At 61.7% G+C, this 14,376-nt stretch carries 22 protein-coding genes and 2 tRNA genes; 11 read left to right on the top strand and 13 right to left on the bottom strand.

The window, feature by feature from the left end:
- The first annotated feature begins 12 nt into the window (after positions 1-12).
- Together PZ897_RS02285 and PZ897_RS02280 are read left to right on the top strand one after the other, a co-directional pair.
- A complete protein-coding gene (locus PZ897_RS02285) occupies positions 13-801 on the top strand; it encodes an ATP12 family protein (protein WP_275749456.1) in 789 nt (262 codons plus the stop codon).
- A 273-nt stretch (positions 802-1,074) separates the two neighbouring features.
- A complete protein-coding gene (locus tag PZ897_RS02280) occupies positions 1,075-2,028 on the top strand; it encodes a hypothetical protein (RefSeq protein WP_275749455.1) in 954 nt (317 codons plus the stop codon).
- A 93-nt stretch (positions 2,029-2,121) separates the two neighbouring features.
- Here the strand turns inward: PZ897_RS02280 and PZ897_RS02275 are convergent, their stop codons facing one another.
- Entirely contained in the window at positions 2,122-2,988 is an 867-nt protein-coding gene (locus PZ897_RS02275; RefSeq protein WP_275749454.1) for a LysR family transcriptional regulator, read from the bottom strand.
- A gap of 98 nt (positions 2,989-3,086) precedes the next feature.
- On the opposite strand from PZ897_RS02275, the gene PZ897_RS02270 reads away from it, so the two are divergent.
- Positions 3,087-4,046: an MBL fold metallo-hydrolase gene (locus PZ897_RS02270; protein ID WP_275749452.1), complete on the top strand. Its 960-nt coding sequence runs from the start codon at positions 3,087-3,089 to the stop codon at positions 4,044-4,046.
- A 98-nt stretch (positions 4,047-4,144) separates the two neighbouring features.
- Here PZ897_RS02270 and fghA read toward each other — a convergent pair whose 3' ends face one another.
- The 4 genes from fghA to lipB all read right to left on the bottom strand — a co-directional run bounded on the left by fghA (position 4,145) and on the right by lipB (position 7,927).
- Positions 4,145-4,978, bottom strand: coding sequence for an S-formylglutathione hydrolase (gene fghA / locus PZ897_RS02265; protein WP_275749451.1), 834 nt, complete (start codon positions 4,976-4,978; stop codon positions 4,145-4,147).
- Between the two features lie 141 nt (positions 4,979-5,119).
- Entirely contained in the window at positions 5,120-6,229 is a 1,110-nt protein-coding gene (locus tag PZ897_RS02260) for an S-(hydroxymethyl)glutathione dehydrogenase/class III alcohol dehydrogenase (protein ID WP_275749450.1), read from the bottom strand.
- A 174-nt stretch (positions 6,230-6,403) separates the two neighbouring features.
- The gene (locus PZ897_RS02255; protein WP_275749448.1) at positions 6,404-6,799 is read right to left on the bottom strand and encodes a helix-turn-helix transcriptional regulator; all 396 of its coding nucleotides are present in this window, start codon (positions 6,797-6,799) and stop codon (positions 6,404-6,406) included.
- Between the two features lie 402 nt (positions 6,800-7,201).
- Positions 7,202-7,927, bottom strand: a complete 726-nt coding sequence (lipB, locus tag PZ897_RS02250) for a lipoyl(octanoyl) transferase LipB (protein WP_275749446.1) — start codon at positions 7,925-7,927, stop codon at positions 7,202-7,204.
- A gap of 383 nt (positions 7,928-8,310) precedes the next feature.
- On the opposite strand from lipB, the gene PZ897_RS02245 reads away from it, so the two are divergent.
- Positions 8,311-8,395 (top strand) — tRNA-Leu (locus tag PZ897_RS02245).
- 65 nt (positions 8,396-8,460) lie between these two features.
- On the opposite strand, the gene PZ897_RS02240 is transcribed toward PZ897_RS02245, so the two are convergent.
- The 8 genes from PZ897_RS02240 to PZ897_RS02205 all read right to left on the bottom strand — a co-directional run bounded on the left by PZ897_RS02240 (position 8,461) and on the right by PZ897_RS02205 (position 11,935).
- Complete coding sequence (locus tag PZ897_RS02240; protein WP_275749444.1) at positions 8,461-9,528, bottom strand: tyrosine-type recombinase/integrase; 1,068 nt, start codon at positions 9,526-9,528, stop codon at positions 8,461-8,463.
- An 8-nt stretch (positions 9,529-9,536) separates the two neighbouring features.
- On the bottom strand, positions 9,537-9,752 hold the full coding sequence (locus tag PZ897_RS02235) for a hypothetical protein (RefSeq protein ID WP_275749442.1): 216 nt from the start codon (positions 9,750-9,752) through the stop codon (positions 9,537-9,539).
- Entirely contained in the window at positions 9,749-9,910 is a 162-nt protein-coding gene (locus PZ897_RS02230; RefSeq protein ID WP_275749440.1) for a hypothetical protein, read from the bottom strand. Before PZ897_RS02230 ends, PZ897_RS02235 begins: the two co-directional genes overlap by 4 nt.
- Positions 9,907-10,224, bottom strand: coding sequence for a hypothetical protein (locus PZ897_RS02225; protein WP_275749438.1), 318 nt, complete (start codon positions 10,222-10,224; stop codon positions 9,907-9,909). Before PZ897_RS02225 ends, PZ897_RS02230 begins: the two co-directional genes overlap by 4 nt.
- Positions 10,225-10,226: 2 nt before the next feature.
- Positions 10,227-10,544 carry a hypothetical protein gene (locus tag PZ897_RS02220; RefSeq protein ID WP_275749436.1) on the bottom strand — a complete coding sequence of 106 codons (318 nt, stop codon included), beginning with the start codon at positions 10,542-10,544 and terminating at the stop codon, positions 10,227-10,229.
- A 28-nt stretch (positions 10,545-10,572) separates the two neighbouring features.
- Complete coding sequence (locus PZ897_RS02215; RefSeq protein WP_275749435.1) at positions 10,573-10,833, bottom strand: hypothetical protein; 261 nt, start codon at positions 10,831-10,833, stop codon at positions 10,573-10,575.
- 154 nt (positions 10,834-10,987) lie between these two features.
- Positions 10,988-11,413, bottom strand: coding sequence for a hypothetical protein (locus PZ897_RS02210; RefSeq protein WP_275749433.1), 426 nt, complete (start codon positions 11,411-11,413; stop codon positions 10,988-10,990).
- Positions 11,414-11,527: 114 nt separating this feature from the next.
- A complete protein-coding gene (locus PZ897_RS02205; protein WP_275749431.1) occupies positions 11,528-11,935 on the bottom strand; it encodes a helix-turn-helix transcriptional regulator in 408 nt (135 codons plus the stop codon).
- Between the two features lie 87 nt (positions 11,936-12,022).
- Between PZ897_RS02205 and PZ897_RS02200 the strand changes: the two genes are divergently transcribed.
- The 7 genes from PZ897_RS02200 to PZ897_RS02170 all read left to right on the top strand — a co-directional run bounded on the left by PZ897_RS02200 (position 12,023) and on the right by PZ897_RS02170 (position 14,371).
- Positions 12,023-12,268 carry a hypothetical protein gene (locus PZ897_RS02200; protein WP_275749430.1) on the top strand — a complete coding sequence of 82 codons (246 nt, stop codon included), beginning with the start codon at positions 12,023-12,025 and terminating at the stop codon, positions 12,266-12,268.
- Positions 12,269-12,285: 17 nt separating this feature from the next.
- Positions 12,286-12,376: transfer RNA gene (locus PZ897_RS02195), tRNA-OTHER, on the top strand.
- Between the two features lie 26 nt (positions 12,377-12,402).
- Complete coding sequence (locus PZ897_RS02190; RefSeq protein ID WP_275749429.1) at positions 12,403-12,816, top strand: hypothetical protein; 414 nt, start codon at positions 12,403-12,405, stop codon at positions 12,814-12,816.
- Positions 12,809-13,048, top strand: coding sequence for a hypothetical protein (locus tag PZ897_RS02185; RefSeq protein ID WP_275749427.1), 240 nt, complete (start codon positions 12,809-12,811; stop codon positions 13,046-13,048). The genes PZ897_RS02190 and PZ897_RS02185 overlap by 8 nt, the downstream gene beginning before the upstream one ends.
- Positions 13,049-13,192: 144 nt before the next feature.
- Positions 13,193-13,717: a hypothetical protein gene (locus PZ897_RS02180; RefSeq protein WP_275749426.1), complete on the top strand. Its 525-nt coding sequence runs from the start codon at positions 13,193-13,195 to the stop codon at positions 13,715-13,717.
- 115 nt (positions 13,718-13,832) lie between these two features.
- Positions 13,833-14,150 carry a DUF2312 domain-containing protein gene (locus PZ897_RS02175; RefSeq protein WP_275749424.1) on the top strand — a complete coding sequence of 106 codons (318 nt, stop codon included), beginning with the start codon at positions 13,833-13,835 and terminating at the stop codon, positions 14,148-14,150.
- Positions 14,150-14,371 carry a GcrA family cell cycle regulator gene (locus PZ897_RS02170; protein ID WP_275749422.1) on the top strand — a complete coding sequence of 74 codons (222 nt, stop codon included), beginning with the start codon at positions 14,150-14,152 and terminating at the stop codon, positions 14,369-14,371. Before PZ897_RS02175 ends, PZ897_RS02170 begins: the two co-directional genes overlap by 1 nt.
- The last annotated feature ends 5 nt before the right edge of the window (positions 14,372-14,376 follow it).

The following is a 14,376-nucleotide window of genomic DNA, read 5'->3' as shown; positions in this document are numbered from 1 at the left end:
GGAGATGTGATCATGCGCGACATTTTGGGCGACCTTGATCTGGGTGACGCCAAGCCGTCTGATCCGGTGCGCGAAATCCAGGCCGGCATGAAAAAAGCCCTGCCCAAGCGGTTTTACAAACAGGCCGCAGTGCTGCCCGGAAACGACAGCGGATTCGTCGTCGCGCTTGATGGAAAGCCCGTGCGCACGCCGTCCGGCCAGGAACTGGGCGTCTCCGATGCAGGCCTGGCTGCTGCTCTGGCGGCGGAATGGGAGGCGCAAACCGACAGGATCGATCCGGCAACGATGCCGCTGACGCGGATGATCAACACCGCAATCGATGCTGTGGCCACAGCCCAGGAAGAAGTGTTCGAGGAAATCTTGCGCTTCGCCGGATCGGATCTGCTGTGCTACCGCGCCGCCGCGCCAGACGCGCTGGTGGCGCGCGAGGCGGAGCTGTGGGATCCCTATCTTGACTGGGCGGCCAGCATGGGCGCGCGGATGCTGCTCGCCGAAGGCATTGTTCATGTCGAACAGCCGCCGGAGGCAATCCGTGCCATTGCCGTGCTGCTTCGCCGGTATGCCACACCTCTGCAATTGACCGCACTGCACGCGGTCACCGTATTGACGGGCTCGCTGATCCTCGCATTGGCCTTGGCCGAAGGGCAGGGCGAGCCCTCCGAAATCTGGGACGCAGCCCATGTCGACGAGGATTTCAACATCGCCCAGTGGGGTGGTGATGCTGAGGCTGCCGCGCGCCGCGCCAAGCGGCTGACCGATTTTCAAGCCGCAACCCTTATTCTGTCGACAGTCAAGGTCTAAGATGGGTCACGATGTCGAGCGGGGGCTGCCTTTAAGTGCAGGTCGCGGTCCATCGACTGGTGTCAACGACGGCGAACAAGCATTGTTTTGAAGTGCTGTTGTGGGTCCTTGCGCGTCCTGTTGGAGGCGCAGGCATGTATTGGCTGCGCGGCGCTGGTAAGAAACAAGAACAGCCGTGCTGCAAATCTGGCTGATATTGAGCAAGTTAACCTGCTGCTAACCATAAGATGAGATTTTCGGGTGAGTTGATCTGCCAATACCCGGAGCGTCCGTGTGTCTCTAAGCAATTCAGGATTCAATCGTCTCGCGCAAGTGGTGCTTGTCATCATGGTCGGTTTTGCGCTGTCCGCATGTGCCGGAAGGCCCAAGCCGCTGGATCCGGCCCGGCCGTTCAATGTGACCGAAGTGCGGGTTCTGCCAAAAAACATCGAGGATTTCGGCTTTGCCGATCGTCTGCAGAACCGGCTATCGGCGTCGGTTGGGCGGTCTACCGCCGATATCGGCGAGGCGACGGTGCTCAGAATTGTCGTGCTCGACCGCCGGACGGACTTCGGGCCGGTCAGTTTCTTCATTGGACAAACGCAGTCGGCCAGTCTTGATCTGAGTCTGCTCGACTCTGAGAGCGGGCATGTCCTGCGCTCGCACGTGTTGCGTGTTGGCGCATCAGGTCGCCAGGGTGAAGCCGTCCTGATCAGCAAGTTGACCGATGATATCCGCACCCTGCTCGGGCTCGCTGGCTACACCCCATTCCCGGTCCGTGGGGCCAAGCTGCCGGTGGTTGTCCCGCAGAGCAAGCCGGGCACTGGCGCGGCCGACGAACTCACAGATGCGGCGCTGTTGTCAGCGGACCCGCTGTTGAACGGCACTCTCACGCCAACATCGCTAGTGCTTGATGTCGCGCCTGATGCCGCTCCTTCCATTGATATTTCCAGGCCGTTGCTCGATGCAACCCCGGCCATCGCCGCACCGGCCCCAAAAGATGCCATGGCGCCGCCGGCTCTGGTCAAACTGCCCAACGGACTTGAAATTCCGGCCCAGACGCAGACACAGACACAGACACAGGAACAGGAACAGGCACCGGCCCAGACACAGACACAGGCCCAGATACAGGCCCAGACACCGGCACAGGCACATGTGACCGACGTCGGGTCTGGGGGCAGCGACGTGCTGGACGAGCCGTGCATCATTACGCTCGAGAGTGACTGTGTTGACCCCGGCAGCCGCTAGGCCTGCTCGCGCACTGCAGGACAGGAGCGGGATCGGCACCTGTGCGCTGGTCCGACGCACCTGCACGGCTTCTGGCGCCGTCGATAGACCTGTTCAGCGGCCAATCGATGCTGCACGCATGGCGGAAACGAACGCCTGTACCCGGGCGGTGTTTCGCAAATCTCGGTGATAAAGCACCCAGATCCCCTTTTCGGATTTGACCTCATACCCTTGCAGACGGACCAGACCTGGCTCTGCTTTTCCCAGTACAGTGGGCAATTCGATCACCCCCATACCCTGCACGGCGGCATTGATCGCCGTCAGTTTGTTGTCGCAATGACAGGCCAGCCGGCCGTTCGGAAACAAGTGCTGGTGCCAGCTTGGGCGCGACACGTCCTCTCCCTCGGAGATCCAGTTCAAATCGTCGACAGAGCAGGCTTGGGCTGCATCGACACACCGCTCAGCGAGCAGGGAGGGCGCGGCATAGAGCCCTGAATAGGTATCGGCGACCTTGTAGCCATACAGCGTCTCCATCGGCGCTGCGGTGACCCTCAAGGCGACATCGGATTCACGGTTGATGAGATTGTAGATTTCGTCCGAGCCCTGCAGATAGAGTTCGACGTCCGGATAGTCCCGCTTGAAAGCGGCGAAGATGGGAGCCAGCACATAATGCATCAGCACCAGGGGTGCGGTGATCCGCAAGACTCCTTCCAGCCTGGTATCCTTGGCCAGCGCCAGGCGAGAGATCCGCATTGCGCCAGCTTCGATCTCCTCCGCTGCATCGATCAGCTGTGCGGCTTCCTTCGTCGGCACAAACCCGGTTTTGCGGCGATCAAACAGGCGCACATCCAGCTGCGCCTCGAGCGCCGCAATGCGGCGTGACACGGTGGTGTGGTTCACCCGCAGCGTCTCTGCCGCAGCCGAGATACTCCCCTGGCGGACGACGGCGAGAAAATACCGGACCTCATCCCAATTCTCCATTCTGCAAAAATGCAGCACAAGTCTGCCGATAGCAATCTTTATTGCAGGTTTGGTCCGACTTATTCTGCCCTTTCACACCATCTACAAAGGGCTCTCCCATGCAACAGAACCGTCGTACCTTTCTGCACAATGTCACCACCGGCCTGATTGCCGGCGCCGCTGGCGCGGCCTTCCCACCTGTTGGCCTTGCGGCAAACTCCAACGCCGAGATCAGCCTCTCTGGCCGTCAGACCTGGAGCATTGGCGAGATCTCCTGCGCCGCGCTTTTTGATGGCGTTGTCCAGGTGGACAGCTCGATCTTCACCACCGACGATGCGGCAAGAATGGCATCGGTTCTGACCGATGCCGGGCATCCTGAGGGCAAGGTCAACCTTGATGTGAATGCCTATCTTCTTGATATTGCTGGCAAAAAGATCCTGATCGATACGGGTACACGTGACCTTTATGGACCAGGTCTTGGCAAACTGCCGCAGCAATTGGCAGCCCTTGGTGTCGCCCCGCACGACATCACAACGATTGTCTTGACCCACATGCACAACGACCATACTGGCGGGCTGACGAGCGCTGACGGGGCAGCGATGTTTGCCAATGCCGAACTGGTGGTGCCCGCATTGGAGTGGGATTATTGGACCAACGAAGACAATTTTTCCCGGGCGCCGGATGGCTTCAAATACTCCTTCACCGGCGCGCGCGCCGCAAGTGTTGCCTACAGGGACCGGGTGCGCCTGTTCACCGGCAACGCGGAAACCTTGAGCGGTATTTTTGCGATCGCATTGCCTGGTCATTCGGTCGGCCATTCCGGCCTGCGGATTGCCTCGGGCGCTGAGCAGATGATCATCTGGGGTGATGCCGTGGTGTGCCCCGAACTGCAATTTGCCCATCCTGGCTGGTCAAGTGCTTTTGATGCCGATGCCGACCAGTCGGTGACATCCCGTCTCAAGATCTTTGACGAAGCCGCAACCGACAGGATCCTTGTGGCCGGCATGCATTTGCCTTTCCCGGGCGTGGGGTATGTCACCAGGACTGCATCCCAATACCGCTTTGAAAGCATCGTTTGACGGGCACAGATCGCAGATGATCACAAAAGTCGCGTCCGGAACCGGACAGTCTGGGATCAACCGGGACTGATGGTTCCGAAAAAGCGTGATCTCGACGATCACCCCAGCCGTTCGGCGTGCCAGAGGAGATGGTCTCCCATGAAGGTCGAGATGAAGTTGTAGGAGTGGTCGTAGCCCTCCTGCATCCGCAATGTCAGGGCGATGCCGCTGTCGCGGCACGCCTCTTCCAGCAGCCAAGGCTGGAGGCCGTTTTCCAGAAAGGTGTCGGCGGTGCCCTGGTCGATCAGCAATTCGTCACACCGGGCGCCGTCGGCGATGAGCTGGGTGGCATCGTGACGCCGCCAGCCGCTCTCATCCTCACCGAGATATTTTTCCAGCGCCGGGCGCGACCAGTCCGCTGTCGAAGGCTGCACGATCGGAGCAAAAGCGGAGCAACTCCTGAACCGGCCCGGGTTTTTCAGCGCAAAGGTCAGCGCGCCATGCCCGCCCATCGAGTGCCCCATGATCGCCTGACGGCCCATGTCGGCGGCGAAATGGGCCGCGATCAGGCGAGGCAGTTCATCGAGAATATGGGTCTCCATGCGGTAGTGGTGCGACCACGGAGCCTGGGTTGCATCGAGATAGAAACCTGCGCCTTGGCCGAACTGCCAGTTGTCCGGCTCGTCGGGAACCTGGTCGCCGCGCGGGCTGGTATCGGGACAGACAAAGATCAATCCGAGTTCCGCGGCCAGTTGCCGGTATTCCCCCTTGTCCATCACATTGGCGTGGCTGCATGTCAGCCCCGACAGATACCACACCACGGGGCACAAATGCTCTTTGGCCTGGGGTGGCGTGAACACTGCGAAGCTCATGTCGCAGCTACAGGCGTCTGATTCCATTGTGTAAACACCCTGGCGTCCGCTATGGGCCTTGGCATCCGAGATGATTTTCATGGCTTTTACGTCCGCTTCCGGGTCCATTTGCGCTGTGCTGCGTCACCTCATCCGTGACATGCGGAATCTACGCTCTGTCCGCTCGTCGGGCTCTCAAGCCGGCCGCGCACCCACAACCGGCCGACAGGTCTGCGCCCCGGATCAGTAAACCACCACGCTACGGATGCTTTCGCCCCTGTGCATCAGATCAAACGCATCGTTGATCTGGTCCAGCCCCATGGTGTGGGTGATCATCGGATCGATCTCGATCTTGCCGTCCATGTACCAGTCGACGATTTTGGGCACGTCCGTGCGTCCGCGGGCGCCGCCGAAGGCCGTGCCGCGCCAGGAGCGTCCGGTGACCAGCTGGAACGGCCGGGTGGAGATTTCCGCCCCGGCGGGGGCCACGCCGATGATGATGCTTTCACCCCAGCCCTTGTGCGCGCATTCCAGTGCGGTGCGCATCACGCCGACATTGCCGGTGGCGTCGAAGGTGTAATCCGCACCCCCCTTGGTCAGGTCGACGAGGTAGGGCACCAGATCGCCTTCGACTTCGCCCGGGTTGACGAAATGGGTCATGCCGAAGCGCTTGGCCATCTCGACCTTGCCCGGGTTGAGATCGACACCGACGATCATGTCGGCGCCGGCAAGCCTCAGGCCCTGCAGCACATTCAGGCCGATGCCGCCAAGTCCGAAGACAATGGCCTTCGAGCCGATTTCGACCTTGGCCGTGTTGATCACCGCGCCGATGCCGGTGGTCACGCCGCAGCCGATGTAGCAGACCTTGTCGAACGGCGCGTCGCTGCGAATCCTGGCCAGAGCGATTTCCGGCAGCACGGTGTAATTGGCGAAGGTTGACGTGCCCATATAGTGCAGGACCGGCTTGCCCTCGATCGAGAACCGCGAGGTTCCGTCCGGCATCAGGCCGGCGCCCTGCGTGGTGCGGATCGCCTGGCACAGATTGGTCTTCGGATTGAGGCAATACTCGCATTGCCGGCATTCCGGCGTGTAGAGCGGAATCACATGATCGCCCTTTTTCAGCGAGGTGACACCGGGTCCGACATCAACCACAATTCCTGCGCCTTCATGGCCGAGAATGGCCGGGAACAGGCCTTCCGGATCGGCGCCCGAGAGGGTGAACTCGTCGGTGTGGCACACGCCCGTTGCCTTGATTTCGACCAGCACTTCGCCCGCGCGCGGTCCGTCGAGCTGGACAGTGGTGATTTCCAGCGGCTTTCCGGCCTGGAAAGCTACGGCTGCCCGAACATCCATCGCCTGACTCCCAGATAGTGGTCTCCAATGATCTGAACCTGACAGACCGGAAGACGCGGCTCAACCCCAATTCTGACGATTGCACCGCGCCGCCAAGACGACAACGCCGCGGCAATCGGATGATCACGCGGCGCTGTCATGGTGTTGTGTGCATTCCCCCGCGGGGAGGGGTCATCAGTCGTTGGCAACCCGGGTCAAGGTCGCCAGCCGGTTTTCGAGAATTTCCACACTCGCGGTAATCTGCAGGGCAAGATCTCGCAACCGGTTGATTTCGCCGGTCATCTCATCGACTGCGATGGCCAAGCTTTTCGACTGCGGCGCATCGCCCGCACCGCTGATCAACCATGCCGGAGAGACACCGAGAACGCCGGCCAATGTCATGATCTTGTTGGCGCGGGGCTCGGACCGGTCGGTTTCCCACTCGGCAAGCGTCTCGTCCGTAACCCCGATTCGCGATGCCGCGTCTTCAAGTTTCAACGTTGCGAGATCGCGCGCACGGGTAATTCGGCCGCCCAGGGTATCACCATCGTCATAGGTTTCTGCAGAGGTGTTCGCTGTCATGTCATTCATTGTCGTTCCTTTGATTTGCCGACAAAGCGGGGTCCGGTCGCGCGAAAAGGCGCCCGGGCACAACTCTTGTCGGAATAGGCCATTGCAAGGACCGTGTGGCTCGGTTGAACCTGTGGACGCGCGACATGCATTGGCGTGTCAGACTGGATGGCCTTCCGCCAGTTGTCACTGCGGCAGTCCCCTTCAATGGCCTCACATTGCGTGAAACGCCGGACCAGTTGAATCGGGGATAGGCCTGAAGTCCGGAGAAGTTATTATCGGTGATTGTCCTCCCTCCGTCCAGAGCGTCATCCGTGTTTATTTGAAATACAAGCCCCCAAAACTGACTGGATCGCCTGTTTTTCAAGCGACAAATAGGCGGCAAATGGCGCGCCGCTGCGGAGCAGGCGCCTCCTGCACAGGTCAGATCAGACGATCATCCCGCGTCGGGCCGAACACATTCTCGAAGGCTTCGCGCAACCGGATGTCGGCTTCATGCATCGCGATTGGCAGCCCAAGGTCGAGCAGGCTTGTGACCCCGTGCGCCTGCACACCGCAGGGAACGATACCGGAAAAATGCTCAAGATCCGGGTCGACGTTCAGCGCCAGCCCGTGAAAACTCACCCATTTGCGCAGGCGGATACCGATGGCGGCAATCTTGTCTTCTGCGACGGAGCCGTCGGCGAGCGGCGGCTTGTCGGGACGGCGAACCCAGACGCCAACGCGGTCCTCGCGCCGCTCTCCGGTCACATTCATGCTGGCCAGCGTATCGATGATCACCGCCTCGAGCGCTGAGACGAAGGCGCGCACATCCTGCCGCCGTCTTTTCAGATCAAGCATCACATAGGCCACCCTCTGGCCCGGCCCATGGTAGGTGTACTCACCGCCGCGCCCGGTCGTGTGGACCTCGAAACGATCCGGTGCGACCAGATCTTCGGGCTTGGCGCTGGTGCCGGCGGTGTAGAGCGGTGGATGTTCGAGCAGCCAGACCAGCTCATCGGCTTCGCCCAGGGCAATCCGCTGAGCTTCGGTCTCCATCAGCCTGACAGCGTCAGGGTAGGGGATGAGCCCCGCAGCTATCCGCCATCGGACCGGCGGGCTGCCTGGGTGTGCAAAGAACTGTGTTTCGTGGGTATCGAGACGATTCATGCTGTCTGTCTAGAGCGGTTTCGGGCCAAAGGAAACAGGCTTGTTGGTCCCGCTTTGGCGTCGTCGATCTCACCCGGGGCACCTGTGCTGACGCCAGCAGACGTCCAGAACGCAGAATCAGTCGTGTTGTTGCATGGGCAAGGGCTGCGGGATGGTCCGGGTTTGCCAGCGGAGCTGCTCAGCACCAATCAAAATTGCGGCTGCAGCTTCGCTGTCAAGCGCGAAAGCGGCCGCCGACGGCACTTCCAAGCCGTTTTGTCAGCTGGCAAATCCAGGATCCACACTGGCGGTGATGGCAATTGATTTTTATGACGAATGCAGCTTGTGCTGCCCAAGCCCATTTGCTACATGCAGCGCGCCGACAGGTTTCGGCTCTACCACGTGCGGTCGTGGCGGAATTGGTAGACGCGCAGCGTTGAGGTCGCTGTGGGGCAACCCGTGGAAGTTCGAGTCTTCTCGACCGCACCAAGCACACTGAAAAAGTGTAATGTTTTCAATGAAATTGTGTCCCATATTATGCGGCGTGGGACACATCAGATCCAAGCGCCTGATACAGTGACCCGGTCCATCGCGCCCAGCGCGAGCTTCCAGCGCTCGACCCGACGGGTGTAAACCTCGCTGGTTCGCGCCTCGGAATGGCCGAGAATCGCCATGATTTCATATTGCGAGCAACCCAGTTCGGCCAGCAGTTCGGCCAGGCCCTTGCGCACACCATGTGCCGACAGGTGGCCAAGCCCGGCATCGGCGCACCAGCGCTTGACCATGGCAGACATGCTGTCGCCGCTCGCATAAGGCTTGCCGCCGCGGCCCAGCACATAGGTCGCGCCCTGCACGATCGGCGCCCGCGTGGCGGTCTTGAGGGGCGGCAGCAACGGAATCGCCACCTCCGACGATCCCTTCTTGCCCGGCGTCCAGCGAATCGCCTCGACACCCTCGATCACGCATTCATGGCGGCGGCCGAGTGTGGTCAGATCCTCGACCCGGCATCCGGTCCACAGCAGCAGCGACATGGCGACGTGGGGTTTTGAGCCTGCCTTGTGGCGCTGGAAAAAGGCGCGCACATCATCCGCCTTCCACGGCGTGGCGCCATGGCCTTTGACATAGACGCGGTCGATGCCGCGGGCCGGGTTGTGCGAGACGTGCTTGCGTTTGACCGCCCAGTCATACATCACGGCGACGGCCTCGATGAAGGCGTCGGCCTGGGCGGGAGTTGCTGCCATTCCGTCCTGCATCTCGATCAGCTTTTCTTGCGGGATCAGCATCACGCGGTCGGGCCGCTTGAGCAGGCGCGCCAGCAGGTTGCGCTTTTTCTTCAAGGTCTTGGCGCTGGTTGTCGCGGCTGAAACGCGGGCCTCGAGATATTCGAAATAGGTGTTGACCAGCCAGCCGATCGAGCGCGGCTTGGCATAGGTTGACGCCGGCTTGACGGTTTTGGCGGTGCCGCCGCGCCGGGCGGCAAGGTATTGCCGCTGGAAATCCTCGTCGCCTGGGCTGGCGTGGATGGTGATGCGCTTGCGCGGTTGGCCCTCCGGCCGAACCCGGTAGCGGACCTGGCCCGAGGGCAGTGGCTCTTTCAACAAGCCTGGATAATCGATGTTCATGCTGGCCCCTACCATTGTTCAAGGCCTTCATCGTGCTCCGGGCTTGCGTCACGCTCAACGCCGGCAAAGTGCAGCTCGAACCGTCCACCGCTTATCAACAGCTTGTCCACAGCCAGCCCCTCCGCCCGTGCCACCTTGAGCGCCACGCTCAAGGCATTCTCGCTGGCGCGCACACGGGTGGCCTTCCTGGCTGGTGTCTGGCTGATTGCGGCGGGCTCTGTCATGGACGCAGTCTCCGGATCGCATTGCCGCTGGTCACCATCGTGTAGCCGTCGGCGAAGCGCACGCAGATGGAATTCATCTTGCCGCGCGCGGTGACCGTGCAGACCTGGCCTTTGCGGCCCTGCCGGTTCCAGCGGTAGATGTAGCGGCGGGCGGTCATGACAGCGGATCCGGCATCTGGTCAAGTTTCTCGATCGTGCAAGTTCCGTTCTTCCAAACCGGTTTCCTGATGCGAACTGCTGCATGAAGGCGGTCACGGTTTTTCTCGTTTAGTGGGCAATAGACCGTGCCTTCGATCTTGGATCCGTCAGTCTGACGCGCATGCTTGATCCCAAACATCCAGCCGAAACGGCTGCTTTTCCAGATGCCCGAAAACTTGCCCACCACGTCTCCGCGGGCTGGGAGATTGATCAAGATCCACTCGTCTGGATCGATGGATGTCCCTCCCGGGCAATCGATACCAAAGACGCCCATTTTCACACCCTCGCTGCCAGCTGGAAGGCTGTCTCGGCTGAGCGCAGGTGGCAGATGAGCAGGCCGGTGAGGGTGAAGAGCAGGGTGCCGGCGAGGCTGGCCAGCAGGATGCGGGCAGACATTGGCCAGGGCGGGCGGCTGAGCGCCTCGAGCCTGGTGCCGGTCAAGGGTTCCGCGGTGGTTGCGTCGGGCAGAAAGGCGGCGTCTGCGCGGCGGGCGGCCAATGCCTGTTTCAGCGCCGGGCAATCGGATTGAAAGGTGCCGCGCGGGCAGCATTCGCCGCCGGTGCGGGTCCATTCGGGACAGGTGAAAGTGCTCATGATGGTATCCTCGCGACTTCGTGTTGCGTCATCGGGAAGGTGGCAGGTCGATGCCGCCGGGGGCGTGGCGGGTGTATTCCACCCGTTCGATTGCGGAGGGCTGCGTGATTTCCAGCATGTCGATATCGACCCACATGCCATCGACCGGCTTACCGTCCTCGCCGACCGGCGGGGTGACCCAGAATCGGTCGCAGCCGGTGAGGTGGGCGGCGTGAGTGGTGGCTATGCCTTCAAAGCCCGTGATCCTGTCTCGGACCTTGTCTCCAAGGGCTGGAAGTCGGTTGGTCATGATGGTGTCTCCGGAAAAAAGACCGGGGTGCAAAGACCCCGGCCAGTTGGGCCAACAGCAGGGAGGCTGTCCGGAGAGAATACGGTAAAATAACCGCATGTCAACAATGTCGGTAAAAATACCTCACACTTGACTGGCGCGATGTGCGGCTCGGCTAGCCGGAGTTCCGGCGCGAGGCGATGGACGGCGCAGGGGTGCGCGCCTGGATCGTGATGCAGCCGCGCGCCTCGATGCGGTCAAAGATGAAGTCGAGCGCCACCAGTTTGTCGTCGAGCTGGAACAGCCGGCTGGGCCGGGCGATATGATCCTCGATGTTGCGCATCAGCTCGGACCGGCTGATCCCCTTGCAATAGGCAAGCTGCCCGGCTGCACGGCTCAGCGTGTAGTCAAATTCGGCCTGACGCCAATAGGTGTTGTGCAGATACCAGCCGGTGATGATGCCGGCACCCACGGTGATGGCGCTCAATGCGCCGACTGCGCCTGCCCAAATCAGCCTGTGGCGCGTGGGCCGGCGGGCGCTGAAAAAGCTGTTGCCGGTGGTGTATTTTCTTAACAGTTTGTCTGCATCGCTCTCGCGCATGATGCCCTCCCCCGAAGGTGCTGCGATACGCAGCGTCGGTTGGAAGCCTCACATGTGGGGCGTTGTCGCGTCCAGATTGTATTTGGTTAAAATCTTAGCAATGCCTAAACTTGGTTAACGGCTGCGGCTCTGGCGGCGGCGCTCGATCATGATCGAGATCACCAGGGCGGAGACGATAGGGGCGGGCTCATCGCGCATCGCGCCATTATTCAAAATGCTCTCGATGGCTGTGCGGATCTCGGTTTCGGTGAACAGAGTGTGATCCGGATCTGATCCGTCAGCCGGTGATTCGGTAGTTTCCGGTCCCTGGCCGGTCAGCAGCCATGCCGGTGAGACCTCCAGAACGGTGGCCAGCGCCGTGATTGTTCTCGTGGATGCGCCTGCCTCCTTGCCGTCGTGCACCGCTCTTTGCAGGTTGCGGATCGCATCGCGGCTCAAGCCTGCGGCTTCCGAGGCTTTTGACGCGCTCAGTCCCTTGAGCTCAAGCTGTGCTTCTATGCGTGTGACGACATCTTTCAACATGGTGGCACAGTAACCCTACCGCTCGGTCTGCGGTTAGCGGTAATATAACCATTGACAAGCGCGGTTAAATTACCGCATAGATTCGCCATGTTTAAGATCGCATCACTCCTCTTGCTGGCTGAAGTGTACGGAAACGCGCTGGGAATCCCGCGCAAGACCGTCAGCAGCCGCGTGTTTTCCGACAGCAAGAAGTTGCAGGGCCTGCACGATGGCGCCGATATCGTCACCGGGCGGTTCAACGCCGCTGTCATGTGGTTTTCGGCCAACTGGCCCGATGGTGCCGAGTGGCCCGAGGGCGTCGAGCGGCCCGCTGTTGCCGAGGTTGCGGAATGAGTGAGGCCGTTTTCAATTGCAGGGTGGGGAAGTCTGGTCCATCCCGCCGTTCGCCTGCGGCTCACCATAACCAGGAGTTCGCCGGTTCGAATCCGGCCCCTGCAACCAGTTTCCTTCCCGGCGGTCTGAAGGCCGTGACTGCCGGAACGCCGGGCGGGGGATCTGATCCCCTTTCTCTCTCCCGTCCGGATGATCCCGATATTTCCTTCGCCGGCGGGGCATCCTCCTCCCGCGCCTCCGGCGATGCCGCGGCGGCCTCCGGTCGTGGCAGGGGCCCGGCGCATCCTCCTCCCGCGCCGGGCCTCGAGTTGGTTGACCTCGCGCGCGAGCGGCGCTCTCACACTTTGCCCGCCGGCGGCGCTGCGGGCGCCGACGCCCGGTCGGGCTTGCGGCCTGCGGCCGTTGACCTCGTTACCCTTCACATCAGTGCCGATGCGGCGGGGCTGCTGGCCCTGCTGGCGGCCGAACATGGCGAAAGCCTGTCCGGCGCCGTGGCGCGGCTTGTGGTTGCCGAAATCGAGCGCAAAGGCGGAATTGCCCATGTTTGAGATTTTCAGATTTGCTGCCGACCTGTGGCTGATCGCCGGAATGCTGGTCGTCATCTGGTTTCTGGGTCGCGAATTCGACTTTCGCCAGTCGGGCGATTGGGCTGGCCTGGCGGTCAGCGCCCCGGTCATCATCTGGTCGATCTGGCTGGCGGCGCAGGATGTGGCCGCCGCCTTCGGGCAGTTGGCCTGGCCGGGTGCTGCCTGGCTGCGGCTTGCGGGGGTCGGCGGGTAGGTCATCGGCTTTCGGTCTCCGGTGATCGGGGTCTGCAAGGCCTGAGAAAACCAGTTTTGGAGTGTTCCTGCACTTGGAAAAACGGTGTGATTTTCCACCGGGTGGAATCGTGTTCCGGCGGGCGATGAATGAAAGGCGGAAGAGATGAGTGGCGAATATGCGGTGCCGTTGCCAAGGGGATGGCTTCCACGGATCAAGTCTGCGCAACGCGCGCTGATTGAGCGGGCGGGTGGTATAAAATGCTCGGCTGAATTTACCGGATTGTCCACCGGCCAGATGGGCAATTTCAACAACCGGGATCACCCGGCCGTGATGACGCTGCCGGTGGTCGCTGTTCTGGAGGCGGAGGCCGGAGTTCCGTTTGTAACTGCAGCAATGGCTGAACTCAACGGACACCGCCTGGCCGCGCCCGGAAGTGATGGGGGAGACAAGGCCAAACTGACCGCCGATGTCTTCCGGTGCAACAATGCGATCATGAGCAAGGTCGGGGCGTTGACCATGGCTGTCGCCGACGCTCTGGCCGATGGGCAACTGACACCCAACGAATTGTCATTCATATCCCGCCAGACCGCGCCAGTGCGTGAGCTGCTTGCCAGTCTTGATATGGCTCTGGCCCGCGGCGCGGCCGACGGCGGCCAGGTGGTGGCTTTCAAGGCAGGTGAGCCATGAGCGGGTTGATCTGTCTTCACGCTGTCGCCGCCTGTGGCGGCTGCGCTCCAGACGGGGCGCGCGACAACGCGCGGCGGGCGCTTGCCCTTGCGGCCTCTGGCCGGGGTGACCGGCCATGAGCGGCGCTGTGCACGATCCCTATGCGCCACGGCAGACGGTGCCGGTGAATTCGTCGGATGCCGGGGCTGTGGCGCGGGACCAGTTGCGCGCGTTCGTCGAACGGATCGAGCGGCTGGAAGAGGACAAGAAGGTGGTCGCCGACGACATCAAGGATGTCTACGGCGAGGCCAGGGCCATGGGCTATGACGCCAAAGTTTTGCGCCGGGTGATTGCGATCCGCAAGGTCGATCCGAGCGAGCGGCTCGAGCAGGAAGCGATCCTCGACACCTATCTGCACGCGCTGGGTATGGCGCCAGATCCGGAGGGGGCGTGATGAGTTTGTCCCTTCTCGATCTCTCCAGGCATCACTGCCGCTGGCCGGTTGATGATGCGCATGACAGCGGCGGTCACCGGTTTTGCGGTGAGGTGGCGGCCAGGGGCAGTTCCTATTGCGCGGCGCATGCAGCGCGCGCTGTGGGCACCGGCACGCAAGGCGAGCGCAGCGCGCTGCAGGTGCTCAGGCATCAGGCGATGCGCGAAACGGCAGAGGAGTGAAAGCG

Origin of the sequence: Hoeflea sp. YIM 152468 (assembly GCF_029210485.1) — a bacterium.
Taxonomy (GTDB): Bacteria; Pseudomonadota; Alphaproteobacteria; order Rhizobiales; family Rhizobiaceae; genus Hoeflea.
Note: the sequence above shows the minus strand (reverse complement) of the source record. Positions and strands in the feature narration are given on the sequence as shown.

Excerpts from the sequence above, each read along its gene's own strand:
- PZ897_RS02285 (WP_275749456.1), top strand. The coding sequence starts at position 13 with ATGCGCGACATTTTGGGCGACCTTGATCTGGGTGACGCCAAGCCGTCT.
- PZ897_RS02275 (WP_275749454.1), bottom strand. The coding sequence starts at position 2,988 with ATGGAGAATTGGGATGAGGTCCGGTATTTTCTCGCCGTCGTCCGCCAG.
- PZ897_RS02270 (WP_275749452.1), top strand. The coding sequence starts at position 3,087 with ATGCAACAGAACCGTCGTACCTTTCTGCACAATGTCACCACCGGCCTG.
- fghA (WP_275749451.1), bottom strand. The coding sequence starts at position 4,978 with ATGAAAATCATCTCGGATGCCAAGGCCCATAGCGGACGCCAGGGTGTT.
- PZ897_RS02260 (WP_275749450.1), bottom strand. The coding sequence starts at position 6,229 with ATGGATGTTCGGGCAGCCGTAGCTTTCCAGGCCGGAAAGCCGCTGGAA.
- PZ897_RS02255 (WP_275749448.1), bottom strand. The coding sequence starts at position 6,799 with ATGAATGACATGACAGCGAACACCTCTGCAGAAACCTATGACGATGGT.
- lipB (WP_275749446.1), bottom strand. The coding sequence starts at position 7,927 with ATGAATCGTCTCGATACCCACGAAACACAGTTCTTTGCACACCCAGGC.
- PZ897_RS02240 (WP_275749444.1), bottom strand. The coding sequence starts at position 9,528 with ATGAACATCGATTATCCAGGCTTGTTGAAAGAGCCACTGCCCTCGGGC.
- PZ897_RS02235 (WP_275749442.1), bottom strand. The coding sequence starts at position 9,752 with ATGACAGAGCCCGCCGCAATCAGCCAGACACCAGCCAGGAAGGCCACC.
- PZ897_RS02230 (WP_275749440.1), bottom strand. The coding sequence starts at position 9,910 with ATGACCGCCCGCCGCTACATCTACCGCTGGAACCGGCAGGGCCGCAAA.
- PZ897_RS02225 (WP_275749438.1), bottom strand. The coding sequence starts at position 10,224 with ATGGGCGTCTTTGGTATCGATTGCCCGGGAGGGACATCCATCGATCCA.
- PZ897_RS02220 (WP_275749436.1), bottom strand. The coding sequence starts at position 10,544 with ATGAGCACTTTCACCTGTCCCGAATGGACCCGCACCGGCGGCGAATGC.
- PZ897_RS02215 (WP_275749435.1), bottom strand. The coding sequence starts at position 10,833 with ATGACCAACCGACTTCCAGCCCTTGGAGACAAGGTCCGAGACAGGATC.
- PZ897_RS02210 (WP_275749433.1), bottom strand. The coding sequence starts at position 11,413 with ATGCGCGAGAGCGATGCAGACAAACTGTTAAGAAAATACACCACCGGC.
- PZ897_RS02205 (WP_275749431.1), bottom strand. The coding sequence starts at position 11,935 with ATGTTGAAAGATGTCGTCACACGCATAGAAGCACAGCTTGAGCTCAAG.
- PZ897_RS02200 (WP_275749430.1), top strand. The coding sequence starts at position 12,023 with ATGTTTAAGATCGCATCACTCCTCTTGCTGGCTGAAGTGTACGGAAAC.
- PZ897_RS02185 (WP_275749427.1), top strand. The coding sequence starts at position 12,809 with ATGTTTGAGATTTTCAGATTTGCTGCCGACCTGTGGCTGATCGCCGGA.
- PZ897_RS02180 (WP_275749426.1), top strand. The coding sequence starts at position 13,193 with ATGAGTGGCGAATATGCGGTGCCGTTGCCAAGGGGATGGCTTCCACGG.
- PZ897_RS02175 (WP_275749424.1), top strand. The coding sequence starts at position 13,833 with ATGAGCGGCGCTGTGCACGATCCCTATGCGCCACGGCAGACGGTGCCG.
- PZ897_RS02170 (WP_275749422.1), top strand. The coding sequence starts at position 14,150 with ATGAGTTTGTCCCTTCTCGATCTCTCCAGGCATCACTGCCGCTGGCCG.